General features: G+C 47.2%; 13 protein-coding genes. 2 read left to right on the top strand and 11 right to left on the bottom strand.

Annotated features, from left to right (window positions below; translation table 11 throughout):
- Positions 1 to 106: 106 nt before the first annotated feature.
- Positions 107 to 919: a formate dehydrogenase accessory sulfurtransferase FdhD gene (fdhD, locus tag HFE01_RS13405; protein ID WP_016821674.1), complete on the bottom strand. Its 813-nt coding sequence runs from the start codon at positions 917 to 919 to the stop codon at positions 107 to 109.
- Between the two features lie 39 nt (positions 920 to 958).
- Positions 959 to 1,972: a GTP 3',8-cyclase MoaA gene (gene moaA, locus HFE01_RS13400; protein WP_044788043.1), complete on the bottom strand. Its 1,014-nt coding sequence runs from the start codon at positions 1,970 to 1,972 to the stop codon at positions 959 to 961.
- Positions 1,973 to 2,574: 602 nt separating this feature from the next.
- On the opposite strand from moaA, the gene fdhF reads away from it, so the two are divergent.
- On the top strand, positions 2,575 to 5,517 hold the full coding sequence (fdhF, locus tag HFE01_RS13395) for a formate dehydrogenase subunit alpha (protein ID WP_044788044.1): 2,943 nt from the start codon (positions 2,575 to 2,577) through the stop codon (positions 5,515 to 5,517).
- 12 nt (positions 5,518 to 5,529) lie between these two features.
- On the top strand, positions 5,530 to 6,012 hold the full coding sequence (locus tag HFE01_RS13390) for a helical membrane plugin domain-containing protein (RefSeq protein ID WP_044788045.1): 483 nt from the start codon (positions 5,530 to 5,532) through the stop codon (positions 6,010 to 6,012).
- 83 nt (positions 6,013 to 6,095) lie between these two features.
- On the opposite strand, the gene HFE01_RS13385 is transcribed toward HFE01_RS13390, so the two are convergent.
- From HFE01_RS13385 to HFE01_RS13345, 9 genes are all read right to left on the bottom strand, one after another.
- On the bottom strand, positions 6,096 to 6,449 hold the full coding sequence (locus HFE01_RS13385; protein ID WP_107733258.1) for a hypothetical protein: 354 nt from the start codon (positions 6,447 to 6,449) through the stop codon (positions 6,096 to 6,098).
- Between the two features lie 170 nt (positions 6,450 to 6,619).
- Positions 6,620 to 7,621: a 2-keto-3-deoxygluconate transporter gene (gene kdgT / locus HFE01_RS13380; protein WP_017428226.1), complete on the bottom strand. Its 1,002-nt coding sequence runs from the start codon at positions 7,619 to 7,621 to the stop codon at positions 6,620 to 6,622.
- Positions 7,622 to 7,669: 48 nt separating this feature from the next.
- Positions 7,670 to 8,677, bottom strand: coding sequence for a tripartite tricarboxylate transporter substrate binding protein (locus tag HFE01_RS13375; RefSeq protein ID WP_107733257.1), 1,008 nt, complete (start codon positions 8,675 to 8,677; stop codon positions 7,670 to 7,672).
- Between the two features lie 126 nt (positions 8,678 to 8,803).
- Positions 8,804 to 11,245: an AraC family transcriptional regulator gene (locus tag HFE01_RS13370; RefSeq protein ID WP_107733256.1), complete on the bottom strand. Its 2,442-nt coding sequence runs from the start codon at positions 11,243 to 11,245 to the stop codon at positions 8,804 to 8,806.
- 494 nt (positions 11,246 to 11,739) lie between these two features.
- Positions 11,740 to 13,200: a glycoside hydrolase family 1 protein gene (locus tag HFE01_RS13365; protein WP_107733254.1), complete on the bottom strand. Its 1,461-nt coding sequence runs from the start codon at positions 13,198 to 13,200 to the stop codon at positions 11,740 to 11,742.
- 21 nt (positions 13,201 to 13,221) lie between these two features.
- On the bottom strand, positions 13,222 to 14,508 hold the full coding sequence (locus HFE01_RS13360) for a PTS sugar transporter subunit IIC (RefSeq protein ID WP_107733253.1): 1,287 nt from the start codon (positions 14,506 to 14,508) through the stop codon (positions 13,222 to 13,224).
- A gap of 3 nt (positions 14,509 to 14,511) precedes the next feature.
- Positions 14,512 to 14,817 carry a PTS sugar transporter subunit IIB gene (locus tag HFE01_RS13355; RefSeq protein ID WP_107733252.1) on the bottom strand — a complete coding sequence of 102 codons (306 nt, stop codon included), beginning with the start codon at positions 14,815 to 14,817 and terminating at the stop codon, positions 14,512 to 14,514.
- A 1-nt stretch (position 14,818) separates the two neighbouring features.
- Positions 14,819 to 15,157: a PTS lactose/cellobiose transporter subunit IIA gene (locus HFE01_RS13350; protein ID WP_107733251.1), complete on the bottom strand. Its 339-nt coding sequence runs from the start codon at positions 15,155 to 15,157 to the stop codon at positions 14,819 to 14,821.
- Positions 15,158 to 15,196: 39 nt separating this feature from the next.
- The gene (locus HFE01_RS13345) at positions 15,197 to 17,116 is read right to left on the bottom strand and encodes a BglG family transcription antiterminator (protein WP_167438414.1); all 1,920 of its coding nucleotides are present in this window, start codon (positions 17,114 to 17,116) and stop codon (positions 15,197 to 15,199) included.
- Between the last annotated feature and the right edge of the window lie 262 nt (positions 17,117 to 17,378).

The raw sequence follows: 17,378 nt of genomic DNA, 5'->3' as shown, positions 1-17,378 counted from the left end.
GGACTAACCATCGCATATACACCAAGAAAAACCAACATGAACTAATACCTCGAAAGGTTTTATTCCATGCTGGTTAACTATGATGGTCTACATTGATATTTTTATATTATATTTTAGATTCAACCAGTTCATCAATCCGCTCCGTGTGCGTATACACATTCAAAGAACGACTTCGTATAAAACCGATGGTAGTAATCCCCAGATCCTCTGCCAATTCAAGTGCAAGCTCTGTGGGAGCTGACTTGGACAAAACAACCTCACAACCAATTTTCGCAACCTTCAACAAGATTTCAGATGAGATGCGCCCACTGAATACGATGATTTTATCTTGTAATATAATATCATGCTTTAGGCAGTGCCCATAGATTTTATCAAGCGCATTGTGGCGGCCGATATCCATTCTGGACAGGATTATTCCGTCTTTGTCACACAGCGCAGCATTGTGAACGCCACCCGTCTCCTGAAACGTATGTGCCGAGGTTTGCATCAAATTCATCAGGCGGAAACAGTCATCAAAAGACACCGTAACATGGGCATCATTCATTCTTTTTGCCACTTTAGCATCATTTATAAAGTAAAATCCCTGTCTACTTTTTCCGCAGCAGGAGGTAATGTATCGTTTGGAATGAAAGTTTTGATAAAACTCATTCATCCGACGGGTTTTAATATGAACAAAACCTTCTTTTTCCTGAACCCAAATATCTTCGATATCATCATACCGTTGAATGACGCCTTCAGAGGCCAAAAAGCCTACTACCATATCCTCTACATACTCTGGTGTACAAACCATGGTGGCAAATTCCTGCTGATTGATTTTTATGGTCACTGGATACTCCGTCACCACTGTGTCTTCAAAACGCTTGATCTGACCGTCCCGATAACGTAGGATCTCGCGTTTTACCTCAGCCGGCTTTTCCATGTGCTCAACTCCCTTGTTTCTGACAGGCTGGCTCTCCGGTCACCCGCCGATATGTGACATTTCAATTTTGGACGATGCTTGCTTCGTATGAGTCAATCGTTCCTCTGAATAGCGGTCGGTACGTCCTCTCCAAACACGCTCAATGTAAGATCTAATCTCATCATCGGATTGCTCGGACCGCAGCATCGTGCGAAGCTTGTACCCTTTAGACGCAAACAGGCATGTGTACAAGGAGCCCTCAGCAGAAATTCTCGCCCGTGTACATGTGGAGCAGAAAGCGTCCGTAACGGATGAAATGATGCCGATTTCCCCGTCTCTGTCCAGATACCTGTAGCGCGTCGCCACCTCACCTTTGTATTGGGGTGGAACAGGTTCTAACGGCATGTGCTCATGGATGGTTTCGATGATCTGCTGCTTGGAAACAACCTGATCCAATTTCCAGCCATTGGTGTTACCTACATCCATAAACTCAACAAAGCGCAAAATATGCTTTTTCTTTTGAAAATAGTCGGCCATAGGCACAATATCCTGATCGTTAAAGCCCTTTTGCACGACCATATTTATTTTCACCTGCATTCCCGCTTGAGCTGCAGCCTCAATACCTTCCAGCACCGCCTTGACACTGCTTCTCCCCCCGTTCATGCGGCGGAATCGATCGTCATCCAGCGAATCCAGACTAACCGTCACTCTCTTCAGCCCCGCCTCCCGTAGTGGCGCTGCATATTTAGGCAAAAATACACCGTTCGTCGTCATAGCAATATCTTCAACCCCATCGAGTTGAGTTAACGAATGAATGAGTGAGGACAAATCTCTTCTCAGCAACGGCTCACCCCCAGTAATACGCAGCTTTGTAACGCCGAGCGAGACAAAGATACGCGAGAGGCGGGTAATTTCCGCAAAGGTCAATATTTTTTCTTTTGGCAAAAAAGGATAGTCATGGCCAAATATTTCTTCAGGCATACAATATCGGCACCGAAAATTACATCGGTCTATGACGGATATTCTCAAGTCCCGTAACGGACGATTCCATTGATCGTCGCTGCGGTTCGCCATCCCGTTCACCTCAATCCGTCTTCATTAATAAATCTCTTTTAACTGTAAACTGAACCAAAAAACCGGCATCACAACAACTTCTTCGCTTATGAATATCGAAGAATCTGCTAAATGCCGGTTAATTTATCTACATCAGGATTTTACGAATCCTCACATCATGTGATATAGAAAAATCAAACTAACAAGCGCTGCGCCAAATAAAATATACGCGATTCCCACGTACACTCCATTCACGAATGCTCTCAAATAGATACATTCCTATTGTTAGCAATCCTGGAACGTTTGTCAATGATTTTTCGCTTTCTCAATTGATAATCATTATCAATTAAAAATTTTAATAAATCACCGTTGAACTATCTTAAATTTTACGCTATAGTTACACCAGATGACATGCAGAAAATGACATATTCAATTTATTGATATACAGGCGGTGCGTACTGTCTGGTATTAATACATACTCCAATGGCGGATTGGCCTCCAGGACCTAGAGCTTGGTCACTACTCCACCATAAACACAAGTGCTTAAACACGAGCACTTGTGTTTATGGTGGAGTTTTTTTGTTCCCAATTTTAAAATTCAAAATCTGAAAGGAGCCTGAACCGTGGCGGATAATACGATCAAAATTACATTAAACGGACAGGAACTGAAAACAAATAGCAGCGCAACCATTCTTGAAGTGATCAACGAAAACAATATTGCCCACCCCCAACTGTGTTACGTTCCCGAAGTGGATCCAATCCGCACCTGTGACACATGTATTGTGGAAGTGGACGGAAAGCTTATGCGTTCCTGCTCAACGCTTGCTACAAATGGAATGGATATTCATTTACATTCAGATCGCGCAAAAGCGGCACAAACCGAGGCTATGGACCGTTTGCTGGAGAATCACCTCCTCTACTGCACGGTGTGCGATAACAACAACGGTAATTGTAAACTGCATAACACCGCAGAGCTTATGGAAATTGAACATCAAAAATATCCATATCGACCGAAGGTTGATCCCACAGAAGTAGATATGTCCCACCCTTTTTACCGCTATGATCCCAATCAATGTATTGCATGCGGCCAATGCGTAGAGGTATGTCAGAACCTGCAGGTCAATGAAACACTGTCCCTCGACTGGGAGGCTGAACGCCCTCGCGTGATCTGGGATGATGGAGTTGCCATTAACGATTCCTCCTGCGTCAGCTGCGGTCAGTGTGTAACGGTCTGCCCATGTAACGCCTTGATGGAAAAGTCCATGCTGGGAGAGGCCGGCTTCATGAGCGGCATAAATAAGGATTTATTAAATCCAATGGTTGATCTAATTAAGGAAGTGGAGCCAGGCTACAGCGGTATTTTTGCAATTTCGGAAGCTGAAGCAGCGATGCGTGAAACACGTACGAAAAAAACTAAAACCATCTGCACGTTTTGCGGTGTAGGTTGCAGCTTTGAGGTTTGGACCAAAGGCCGCAAAATTTTGAAGGTACAGCCTACCTCTGAGGGGCCTGTTAACGGCATTTCGACATGCGTCAAAGGGAAATTCGGCTGGGATTTTGTGAATAGCGATCAACGTTTGACCTCGCCTTTAATTCGTCAAGGAGACGAATTCGTGGAAGCAACCTGGGAAGAAGCCTTGAGCCTGATGGCCAGCAAAATGGGAGCTATCAAAGAAATCTACGGAGGCGAGGCACTCGGTTTTATTTCTTCATCCAAATTTACCAACGAAGAAAATTATCTGATGCAAAAGCTGGCTCGTCAGGTGTTCCAAACGAATAACGTTGATAACTGCTCACGGTATTGCCAATCTCCTGCATCATGGGGGCTACAATATACCGGAGGCATCGGCGGCGACAGTGGCACGATTAAAGACATTGCCTCCGCAGGTTTGGTCATACTAGTCGGCTGTGCGCCGGGAGAAGGACATCCCGTGCTGGCTACCCGCATCAAACGTGCGCATAAGCTGCATGGTCAAAAGTTGATCTCGGTAGACCTGCGCAAGCATGAAATGGCAGAACGCGCAGATTTGTTCATGCGTCCGAAGCAAGGTACTGATTATGTATGGTTATCCGCTGTAGCCAAATACATCATTGAGCAAAACTGGCATGATGCTAAATTCATTGAGAAACATGTAAATTTCTATCCTGAATATTTGAAATTGCTGGAGAACTTCACCCTGGAATTCGCTGAGCAGGAAACTGGTATTTCCCAAGAGACGCTCATTCAGGTAGCGACCATGATTCACGAAGCGGATGGCACGGCCATTTGCTGGGGCATGGGCGTGACGCAAAACATCGCAGGCTCCTACACTTCGATCGCGATTGCCAACCTGCTGCTGGTGACTGGCAACTTTATGCGTCCAGGTGCAGGCGCATATCCGCTTCGAGGGCATAACAATGTTCAGGGTGCTGCCGATATGGGTACCATGCCAGATATTTTTCCTGGCTATCAGCCCGTAACGAACGATGCCATTCGGTCCAAGTTCGAAGCGGCCTACGGCGTACAAATTCCAAGCCAGCGCGGACTGGACAACATTCAAATGCTGGAAGCCATTGAGACGGGTAAGCTCAAAGGTATGTATATCGCTGGAGAAGAAATGGCATGGGTGGATGCAGACTCCAATCATACCCAAGAAATGCTGGCGAATTTGGATTTCCTTGTCGTTCAGGATGTATTTCTGAGCAAGACAGCTGAATTCGCTGATGTCATTTTGCCAGCTGTACCTTCACTCGAAAAGGACGGTACCTTTACGAACACCGAACGTCGTGTACAGCGTTTATATGAGGCCCTCCGCCCTGTAGGAGACAGCAAACCGGATTGGTGGATTTTCAGCCAATTTGCCAAGCACATGGGATTTGATTGGGATTACAGTCATCCGAGTGAAATTTTTGAGGAAATGGCGGCGCTCACTCCATTTTTCTCCCAATGTAATTATGACGTATTGGAAGGCTGGAACAGCTTCCATTGGGGATCGCCGGATGGTAGCAACACTCCGCTTCTGCATACCAACGGCTTTAACTTTCCAGATAAAAAAGCACGCTTGGGACTCTTCGAATATGTACCACCAAAAGAGTATCCCGCTGAATTCGATCTGACCTTAAATAATGGCCGACTGCTCGAACAGTTTCACGAAGGGAATATGACGACAAAGTCAACAGGCCTTCAGCTCAAACTCCCAAAAGTATTTGTGGAAGTGTCCCCTGAGTTGGCAGAGGAGCGCGGAGTTACAGACGGATCGCTGGTTCGACTGGAATCTCCCTATGGGGCGGTCAAGCTGCATGTTCTGGTGACGGACCGGGTACAAGGAACAGAAATTTATGTACCGATGCACTCTACCAGTCATGAGGGTGCTGTCAATCTATTAACTGGTGGAGCATTTGATGTAGTCACCCGTACACCTGCCTATAAACAAACCAAAGTACGGATGCAAGTTTTGGAATTCGATGGTCAAAATCCACTCCCACATATCAATCCACGTTATAAAAAGCGGCATCCGCAAAATGGGGTTGAAGTGAACCGTAAGTGGAATCGTCCCGGTTACATCGATTTGGTAGATCAAAAATAAGGAGGTCGAACCATGGCTAAGCCTATTTCAATTGTGAGAAAACGTATATTGACAGCAGAAGAACAGCAAAAACAATCGCTGGATCAACTTACTGCCGACCTGGCAGACAATGGGGCAGCATTGCAGAAGACGCTTGAAATTGTACGTGAACTGCATAACAGTGGTCTTCTCGAAGCAGCTCAGTCTATGCTAAAAGCCAAAGAAACCATTGCCAAAATCGCTGTAGGACAAGCGACGCGCAAGCCTGTGACGAACATCATCAATAATCTAATGGGTGCAGCAGGGATGCTGTCCGAGGTAGACCCTGAGCTGATGAAAAAACTGGCAAGCAGCGTCACTACGGGCCTGAATGAAGCCGAAGAGCACCTAAAGCAGAATAAAAAGACGCGGCTGCGTGATCTTATGAAGGCAATGAATGATCCAGATGTAAACCGGGCAATGGGGTTCGGTATTCATTTTCTCAAGGGCGTGGGAAAAGGTTTGTCTGATAAATAGCTTAATAGATATGAAAGTGGAAGGCTACTAACCACAGATAATAAAAAGAGCTGGCTCCGAAAAAAACGGGGCAGCTCTTTTTATTATTTTTTATCCACCTGCAACAAGGTCACTGTTTTAAGAGAAACGGCATCTTTTATTTGCTCCTCCGCGATAACCTTAAGTTTTAGCAAGCTGGAAATTTTTGAAGTGTCCGGCTTGGAAAACAAACGCCATAATTGAGGATCAGGCAATGAATCATACAATTTCGCATGATCGTATTCCTTGCGGTGCTGCTGTACAATCCTGACTCGGTAGTTGCCAATTTCCCAATCGGATCCTTCCTTCTCTGCACAATGGGCGGTAATGTCATTGCGCAAATCAGCCAGTTCACCTTCAATTTCTTTTTGCTTTTGCTTTAACTGGTAATAGCGACGCACCTTGTCTTCCAATTCCATCACGCTCCTCTGCTTACATATGTATGTTGGCAGATGCGTTTTAGGACAAGTTTTATCATGTTAGGATGGAAGGTGTATCTATAACTGTAACAGCATTTCCCGGGTAATGGTAACGTCGACCAATTGAGTCCTCATTACTTAAATTTTATTTCAGGATTTTTGCAAAATCCTCATTTAGGTACATTCGCCCCTGGAGTTACAGGCCCCGCTCCTTTGGACTTCCCCTTGCGCTTCATATAATTGGCCCAGTATGCCGTCAAAATAGGCACCAAAATGGAGGTCACTATGACCGAAGCGGCTACTAATGCCGTTGCAGATTGGGCAACAGGTAAAAATTCAGGCTTGATATTGGCAACAATGACTGGATTCGCTACTGCTGCACCTGCGGTGCTGGAGGCTGCAATCCCTGCCGTACCGTTGCCACCCCCAATATATTTGTCCGCTAGAATCAATGGAATACCTGTAAAGATAATTACAAAAACACCCAACAAAATACCTAACACACCTGTCTGGACAATAACACTCAGGTCAATGGAACACCCCAATGCAAATCCAAAAAATGGAATAAGGGCTTGTGTCGCGTTTCCAAAATATTTACGGAAATCATGATCCAGATTGCCCAACATAAAGCCGACCAAAAACGGTAATACGGCCCCGACAAATGTTTGCGGTTCAAAAACGGCCAGTCCGGTACTCCCTAAAATAAGCATGGTTACCAACGGACCCGATTCCAGTGACATCAGCACGAATGCTCCTGCCTCTTCCTTGGAGCCATACTGCTGCATAATGGAGGCGTAGAGACCGCCGTTCGTCATATCCATAGCCGAGATCAGCGCCAGCACCGACAAACCTGCAAATAGCCCACTTTCTACGCCGCCAACCGGCAGCAATCTAGACGCAATGATCGCCACGACCCAAGCGACCGCGATTTTAGTCAATACGAGCGTTCCTGATTTACGCAATACGGTGCCTGTCGCTCGCACATCTATGGAAGCGCCCATACAAAAAAACCACACTGCCAAAATGGGCACCGTACCGGTCATCAATCCCTTGGTAAAAGATCCAAAATAGTCGCCTGCCCATGGAGTAAATGTATGAAAAAGTGCGCCGATAAACAGCGGCACCAGCATAATGCCCCCTGGAATTTTATCGATGTTTTGTTTGATTTTCATAACTTCATTCAACCCTTTCGTTTTTGCCAATGCAAAAACAAGGCCGTTTTACTTGCGGCTTAAGCCGAGCTCAGGAATCAGTTTTGCGAAAGTATCATGACTATCCTTCAGTTGACGCGCGAATGCTTCTGCATCCTGGACACGCAATCCTAACCCATGCTTTCGCATTTCCTCCCTGAATTCCTCGTCTTTCGTCCCCTTGATCAGTGCATCCGCTAACGTTCGAGCCACTTCATTGGGTGTATCCTTAGGTACAGCCAGCCCTCTCCAGGTGCCGATAAAATGGACACGCAGCCCAGTCGCCTGCTGAAGTGTCGGCACTTTTGGAAACGCTTCCGAAATGGTGTCTGCCTGGATCGCCAGTATGCGAAGTTTTCCTTCGTCCACGTATTTCTTCACCTCTGCGGGACTGACAGGTACAGCGTCCACGAATCCGCTCATTAAAGCAGAAACAGCTGGACCTGCTCCCTCATAAGGGATATGGGTGAAGCGGACTCCGCTTTTCTGCTCCAGCATCGCGGCAGCGAGGTGCCATATACTTCCTGTGCCTGCATTACCCATTTTTAGCTTGCCTGGATGAGCCCTAGCATCCTCCAGAAATGCTTTCGCCGTCGTCCACGGGGCGTCCGCCCGGACCGTAATGGCAGAAGGGTCCATATTGGTCTGAAGCAGCGGCTTAAAGCGCTCATAGGTGATCGGCAGCAGCCCCAAATGTGGCAATGTAGTCAGTTCAGCGACCAGATACGTTACGGTGTAACCGTCCGCCTGCGCCTCAGCTCCCTCCATCAACCCAACAGAACCACCACCGCCTGTTCGATTAACGACGATGATCGGCTGTCCGAGATGCTTTTCGGCGGCCTTTGCCAACGCTCTTGCGGTAATATCCGTACCGCCCCCCGCCGCATATGGAACGACAAGCGTTACTGGCTTCGCAGGAAATATACGACTGTGATCCTGCAGGGTGCGGTGATCCACATATTCACTGATACTCAAGGCAGAAAGCATAGCCACTCCTGCCGCAACCAGCACATATTTTTGCCATGGCTTTTTCTTCATTACGTTTCCTCTTCTCCACAAATAAACTGGGCCTATTGCGCCCGTCGTCACCTCCAACGTTTTTGGTCATTTGTTCACGCTTACATGAAGTCAATGTACCGCAACGTGGAGGCCCACATCTATCGTCTAATCTTCGTGTTTATCTTCCATTTCACCAAAGTATCGATCTTTTGACCGATCTGCATATTCATTAGAGGATTTGTTGATTTGTCTGAATTTCCCTGGGGTCACTTGCTTATACTTGCGAAATACACGAATAAAGCTGTTCTCGTTTCGATACCCGACCTGCTCTGCAATTTCACCAATTTTCAAATGCGTTTCACACAGCAATATGCATGCCTTTTTGACACGTAATCCAGTCAAATAATCATATACGGTAGTCCCCGTTTCCTCTTTGAACATACTACTCACCGAAGACACGCTCATGTGAACATGATCCGCAATTTCCTGAAGCCCGATGTTCAAATGCAAGTGATGTTCCATATAGTCGATCATCTCTTGTACACGTGCAAAATCTTTGGACTGTTGGCGTCCATGCCATTTCTCTTCAATATCAGTCAACATGATGGCCAGCAGCGCCTCAATGTCTTGAAGGTCTAGCGTCAGAATCTGATTCCAATGATAATCAGCGAGCTGATCTGGCGGAGTCACGCTTTGAGTGGTACACCATTTTAACAAATCTTCCAGTAGTTCATGAACAAATAGGTAGACCTGGTTTGGAGATGTCCTAAAGAGTCGAAGTTCTTCTACCCACTGGCTGACTAGCTTTGCACTTGCACCAGGTTCCTGCGACTCCACAGCACGAATCAGATCCACACGCCGATGGTCCAGTAATCTTGCATCCTGAGCCTGATCCTGTGGCTGCATATCCACTATGCAATCCTGTTTGACATTTATGTTGCTGCTCAAATTCATATGTGAACGTCCATACCCCTCATACAAACGCAAATTAAGCGCCTCTTTTCCTTTTATAAAAGACGCCCGTGCCTCTTGAATATCTGTGACCCTATGCCCAATCCCTACCGAAATCGTCATAGGAAGATATTCCCCAACAACCTGAATTAGCCTGTCAACGCTGTTGCGAAGCCATGCTCTCTCTTTAGCAGCTCCCTCCGCTTCAACTTCATATGTGCTTTCTCTGAACTGCAGCAGTACAACCAAACCACTCTCTTCCTCCGGCGCACTAACTGCTTTCCAATGAGGCTCAAGCATCTCCAGCAAAATATTGTTCAGCGCATATTTGAGCAGCATTTTGTCCTCGTCTGGAAAGCTTGCAGTCCACGTAGAATACCGATCAATCGACACGATCATAACAACCAAAGAATTATTAGCCCAATCGGAAAAATACTGCTCCCATTTCGTTCGCATTTCCTGTACACCCATTCTACGCTGGAAGACATCTTCTATATATTTGGAACGCAGCTCCGGCAAGCTTCGCTCTACCACCAATGATTTACGGTGAAATTCTCCAACCAACTTGCTAATCACAGGTTCCAGATCATACAATCCTCCCTGACGCGTTCCCTTGTTGCCTAAATTCAAGAGATTATTAATTTTTTTCATAGGGCGAAAAGCGGCATAACTGTAATAGTACACTGCCGAGCACCCAGCCAGGATAGAGATCAAGGCCAGCCACAGCATCATATTGCGCGCCAGCTTCACATTTTTCAGTAGCTTGTCCATCGGTACAAGTGATACTAGACGCCAGCCCGTGACATCAGAAAAGGTCTGGTTCGCCATATATTCCATATCCCCGATTTCTACATAAGCATAAGGATTCACATCCAGCTCTTTCAAAACCCTGCTCATATCATTTAAGGGTATGGACGATCTCAGCTTGGGATAGATCAGCTCGCCCTCCAGATCATAGACGTATTGCGAGTTGGATAAATGAATATACAGTTTGGAGAAAAAACGGTCGTAATCCAGATTGATTAACACCGCACCCCTGACCTGTCCATTCTCTACTATAGGCCTAGCCAGCGAGAGCAGCTCTATCGTGCCATGCTGTTGATCCGTGCCATACCATCTTCGCTTAATCAATAGCGGCTTTTTTTGAATGTCCTGAATCCAGGGAACCCAGGTTGTATCCGGTGCTTGATTCCAATCTGGCAAATAACCATAATTGCTGGACACGAGAGCATGATTATCCAAAGAAATGACTTCAATCGAAAAAATTTCTTCGTGTGAAGAAAGGGTTTTCAAATATTTCTGAAGCCGATCTATGACAGTAACGTTGTTGGATAACGACTTTCCATCCTTCGTGACACGTACAAAAGCCTCTACATCGAGATGATAAGCCGCATCCAGCGCCTTGTTGTCCGACTCACGGAAAGCCCGATTGGTCACATCCAGATTGATTTGCAACAATTCTATATTAGGTGTGTTCAGCTCGGTATCCAAACCTTCACGGTATCTTGAATACGATAGCAAGCCGATCACGCTGATCACGAGCGACACGCACAGCGTGAGCAGCAGAATCAGTCTTGTCTGCTTATTTTTCAGTATCAAACGAAGCTTAAGTCGCAACATACCTGTAACTTCATCCTTCCGGACTACGTTGTCCATCTTCCTCTTACTCTATATTAGATGACATATTACCTCTACATCTATTTGACGCATGAAGTGGAATTTCCTGCCTTTACAAATCAAACTTAACAGAAGTCACATCATTAAAAATAAAAAGAAGAAGTCTCCCTGTAGAGGGTAAACTTCTTCTTTATTTACTTTGCCTGTCCTATTTCACGAAGCTTTTTCTCCCATTGGTCAGTCATTTCTACACTTGCAGGAATTGATTTACCGATCGATTGGATGAGTATTCTACCTTTTGAGGTTGAGTAAACCAAGTTCCTTTTTATTTCAATGTACTTTTGTTGCTTGAGTTTACCTATCATCCTCGAATGGTAGCTTAGTGCCCAAACCATTACGCTTCCCGGCACTTTCCAAACCCACCAGCACGCCCAACACGCAAAAAGAGACCGCCCCGAACGGAAGCCCGGGAACGATCCTTTTAAAGATCCATTTAACAGTGCTTTAAACAATTCTTTTACTACAAGCTTCAGTTATCTGCTTAGATCCGTTCCGCCTGAGGCGATCACTTTTTTATACCAGTAAAAGCTTTTTTTGCGGATACGCTTCAGCGTCCCATTCCCCTCATCGTCCTGGTCCACATAGATGTAACCGTACCGCTTGCGCATCTCCGAAGTGGAAGCAGAAATCAGGTCGATGCAGCCCCAACTGGTATAGCCCATCAGTTCTACACCTTCGGCGATCGCTTCAGCCATCTGCTCGATATGCTCGGCCAAATATTCGATGCGGTAATCATCCCGGATGTTGCCGTCCTCTTCAACAATATCTACGGCTCCAAGCCCGTTTTCAACAACAAACAACGGAATCTGGTACCGGTCATGCATCTCTTTTAACACGACCCGCAGGCCAGTCGGATCGATCTGCCAGCCCCACTCAGACGTGCGCAGGAACGGATTGGACAAGCCTGAAGAGAGATTCCCCTCCGTTTTCGCCGTAATGCTGTCATCCGTGCTGACAACAGAGGACATGTAGTAGCTGAAAGACAGGAAGTCTACGAGATTTTCCTGTAAAATCGTTTCATCCTCCGGCTGCATTTTGATGCTTATCCCATGCCGCTTAAGATGATGCTGGATATAAGAAGGATAATAGCCCCTTACCTGAACATCGGTGCAGAACTGGGCCATCTGGTTCTCACTTTGAGCTTTCTCCACATCTGCTGGACGGCAGGAATACGGATACAGCAACTTGCGGGCCAGCATACAGCCAATTTGAAACTGCGAGTTGATCTCTCGCGCGCGTTTGACGGTCAAGGCGCTGGCGACAAACTGATGGTGCAGAGCTTGAAAAGCGATCTGCTTGACATTGGCTTTGCCGTCCATTATGATACCTGCACCGAGAAACGGCGCTTTTAGAGTGCAGTTGATCTCATTGAAGGTCAGCCAGTATTTCACCTTGTCTTTGTAGCGACGTAATACCGTCTCCGCATAGCGGACAAACAGGTTCACTAGTTCGCGCGACTCCCAGCCGTTATACTTAGTGACCAGATGAACTGGCATTTCATAATGGGAGATCGTAACCAGCGGCTCAATGTTATATTTGCGTAATTCATCAAATACAGCGTCATAGAAACGAAGCCCCGCTTCATTCGGAACCGCCTCATCCCCATTCGGAAAAATGCGTGGCCACGAAATGGACAAGCGGAACACCTTGAAGCCCATCTCAGCGAACAGGGCGATGTCTTCCTTGTAGCGGTGGTAGAAATCAATCCCTCGCCGCTTGGGATAGTTGCCCTGCCCATTGTCCGCAATAGCGGCTTCCAGCTTCGACCGGGACATGGATAATAACTGTTCCAGACTCTGGCGCTCCTCCGGCGGACAATATTTGACCACATCGGCGGTGGATAGCCCTTTGCCGTCTTCGTTAAAAGCGCCTTCGACCTGGTTGGCCGCTACCGCGCCACCCCATAAAAATCCTTCTGGAAAATGTTTTAGCATCCTATACACCCCCTTTTTTTATTAGTTGGCAGTAGCCTTTTCCTCAGCCTGTTGTTCCTGCTCGTACGCCTCGGCGTCGGCTTTTTTGAAGAACGGGTAGTAGATCAGGAAGCTGACGGCGATCATGACCAACTGGAACGCAGCCACACGCCAGCCGCCGTTCATCCAGCCATTGACCAGAACCGGAATGCCCAGCGGTACCTGAATGCCGTGCAGTACCGGCAAAATCCCCAGTGAGGTCAGCAAAATCGCCAAACCGCTGCTCACAAGCGGAGTTACAATGAACGGAATCATGAACCGCACGTTCAGCACCAACGGCATCCCGAAGATAACCGGCTCGTTGACGCCGATAAAGCTTGGAATAATCGCCAGCTTGCCCAGCATTTTATAGCGTTTGGACTTAGCGGACAGCATGGCGATGATTAGCCCGAGCGTCGCCCCCGCGCCGCCGATCAATACATAGACTGGGAAAAACGGCGACCCAATAATATGACTGCCTTCCACGCCGCGTTGATACGCGTCCAGATTCTCAAGTCCCAGCGCCACCCAAATCGGACCGACAACAGAATAAACGACCAGCGTTCCATGAACGCCGAAGAACCAGAGCAGGTGGATAACGAAGATGCAGATCAGCATTGCCCACCAGGTTCCGCCCAGGCTCGTCAATGGCAGCTGAATGATGGAAAAAACAAACTCATGCATATTTCCATATTTTGTAGCCGCAAAAATCGCAGAAAGTATAAGCATCAGAACGGTAACAACAAAACCCGGCGTTAATGCGGCAAAAGATTTCTCGACGGTAGGCGGAACGCCCTTCGGCATTTTGATATAAAATTTCTTTTCAAGTACAAAGGTATACACCCTGCCGACAATTAGGGCCAAAATAATCGCCACAAACAACCCTTTGGCGCCCAGCCAAGAATAGGCCAACGCTTTGGTCGTGCCATCGTCGAGCATTCCCTTCGGCGTTACCAACAAAAAGCTCATCAGAGCGAGAATGCCCGCTGAGAAGCCCTGCTGCTTGTGCTGCATTGCGAAATTATAAGCGATTGAAAAAACCGCATACAAGGCGATCAGGTCCGTCGTTATCGTCGCAGGGATTGAGGTGTAATTTTTCAGACCCGTGCTTTCCAGAAAGTTCTGATAAGGCTCCAGCTTCAGGGCATTGATCAGGGAAAAAATAGCGCCTAGAATCAAAACGGGCATAAGGGCCATTAGACCATTGGAAACGGCGCTGATGTAGGTGTTCTTTTGAATTTTGGTGCTGACTTTCTGTATCTTGGCTCTCCATTCTGCGGCGCCTGCCATGAACTAGGCCCCCTTCTCCATCATTTTCATGGCCGTTGCCAGCACTTTGTCGCCGTCCATCAGGCCATAATCCATCATATCGATCGTTGTTACCGGGATGTTCGCGTATTCCACGGCAAGTTCGTCTTCAGCATGGCCCATTTGCGGCCCAAGCATTATGATATCGAATGGCGCCTGATCGGCAATATCGCTCTCCGCCACCGCATCGATGACAACCTCGATCCCTTGGGCACGAGCCGATTCCTTCATTCGTTCCACCAGCATGCTTGTCGAGAATCCCCCTGCACAGGCGAGCAGTATCTTTTTCATATTACTTCACCAATCCTTTTAATTGTTCTTCTAGCGCTTTGCGCTCTTTCACTTCTTCAATCAGTTCTACAGCCAGTTCCCGTACCGTCAGAGCATTCATCAAATGGTCTTGCGCATGGATCATCAGCAGCGTGATATCCGTTTTTTCGCCGCGGCCTTCAGCCTGAATAAGACCGGTTTGCACCTTATGCGCTTTGGTCAGGCTCTCCTTGGCGTTTTTGATCAGCCCGGCTGCTTCCTCAAATTGGCCGCTGCGCGCGGTGCGCACTGCTTTCAGACTAAGGCTGCGCGCCTCGCCACTGCTGGAAATAATCTGCATTACCATTTGTTCGTATTCCATCGTTATTTCACTCCCGTATCTTTTTTATAACAGGTTCTTTTATAGCAGGTTTTCTATCTCGTTCATAAATTGTTCATAGCTGTTTACGGCGAGCAGCCGGTTACGACTATCCTCCTTTTCCATGAGCACAAGCAGCAGCTTGCTGATTTCCTTATGCAAAAACAGCTGACCCGGTCGCAGATTAATCAGAAAAATCAACTGGACCGATTTGCCCTCATATATGACCGGCTTTTTCAACAGAGTAACATTGATACAATCGCGAATGGCACTCATGCGCATCGGGTGCGGGCCGGCGACGCCATTTTTATAGATGGTTGTGAATTTATTCTCCCGGAACAACACCTGCTCGGGAAAATCCTTTGCCGCAAAGTTCAAGCCGACAATTTCCTGGCAGCGCTGCTCCAACAGCTCCTTGTAATCCTCCGGCCCCGAGAGATGGAACAATTCCTTGCGGAACAGATCTTTGAAATCCATCAGCTTGTGGGACGGCTGAGTTCGGTTCATCTGCAACGACAGAATCTCCTTGATCCGCTGGATCTCGTGATCGTCCAAAAGCTGCTTGATGTGGATAACCGGCTTCTCCCTGATCTCCGTATCCAGCGGCACAGTGGTCAAAATAAGATCCACGGGCTTGCTGCTAAGATCCCCCAACTCGGCAATGGGCGCAGTAATGACCGAAGCTTTTGGAAAAACCGCCTCTAGCTTCAGCCGAATCAGGTGGGCGCTACCTGCGCCCGTTGAGCAGATCACGGCGATCCGCTTGAAGCGCTCCAGATTACGCTGCTGCATCCTTTCCAGATGGGTGGCGAAATGGAGGGCAACATAACCAGCCTCGTCACGCGACATTTTGAACCCATATCGCTCCTCGATAATCTCGGCAAAACGGAAAGAGATCACAAAGACATTGGCATACTGGCTGTACACATCCTCCACCAGCGGGTTGCCTAACTGGAGGTTGTAGTACAGGCGGTTAAGTAGCGGAAACATATGCAGAAGCAGCGCTTCCCGCAGTTCGTTATCCTCGTTGAAAGAAGTCAGAAATTCGCGGTCCAGCCTGTCCAAGATGGCACTGATCCCGTCCCGCAAATAAGCTTTGGTCTCGGCCGACATATGCTCCATAATCGTTTTACCGGAAATATGCAGTGCAAGATACTCGATTTCATCAGCGGGCAGCTTGATTCCGTAGTTGTATTCGATCCAGCTCGCTAGACTACGAGCGATATCAAGGTAGACCGGCTCAGTCGCGCTCTGCGGCTCCGGCCCGGAGACAATAAAATTGTGTTTGGAAATCCGGTACAGAAGAATGGACAGATGTGTCACGATATTATCCAGGAATACATCGGATATTCTTAGTTCCTTTTCTTTCAGCACCTGAAGCAGATAGACCTTCAGCTTCTCTTTGTCGAACTCCCGCTCATAGGCATGGAAATCTTCGGTGTGCTGGAGGGCATGGCTCGTCTGCAAAATGAAGTAGGAGAATGCTTTGCGGAAATCTTTTTCATCCCCTTCAATCTTCATGCCGTAATGGGCTCTGCGTGTCAGACTCAAGCGAAATGCGGCAAGCTGCTGCTCCACCTCTTTCAGATCAGCAATAATAGTCGAGCGACTGACGCCTATCTCCTCCGCCATTCGGTCCATAGACTGGAACGTATCGCTTTGCAAAAGATTGAAAAGCAGATACTGTTGCCGTGATTGCTTGTTGCCCTGATCCACCCGATCGCGCTGGACTAGCCCTTTTTCCAGGTAAACCTTGAATCGTTCGCTATTCTTTATCTCAAGCAAATATCCCTGATTGCGAATCATCCTAATCCGAAAGCCGTGTGCCTCCCCCATCCTGGCTAGAGAACGCAGCACATCCCGGATCGTTCGTTCGGAAAGTCCCACCTTCGTGATCAGCTCGCTCATTTTAACAGGAACCTGTCTGGTGAATAAAATATGGACAATCGTATATTCCTTCATCGGTCTCCCTCTTTTGTGATACTAGTATCGGATGAAGCCACGCTGCGTTAAATCTATAGTAACTTGGAAGCGTTATCTGTTAACAGTGTGTATTCTGCAGTTTAGAACGGCAGAAGTTAACGGAATGTCACAGCCGACCTTTGTCAAGGATAGCATATCCATTTTGAGAAAAGATGAATGTTAGGCCGGAAGGTCGTGAGATGATTTTTCTGGCAGTTCTCTTGGACTTCTTCAGCTTGGCCTCTGCTCCACAACATGCAAA

It is taken from the genome of Paenibacillus sp. EKM10P (assembly GCF_011800655.1).
Classification (GTDB): Bacteria; Bacillota; Bacilli; order Paenibacillales; family Paenibacillaceae; genus Paenibacillus; species Paenibacillus polymyxa.
Note: the sequence above shows the minus strand (reverse complement) of the source record. Positions and strands in the feature narration are given on the sequence as shown.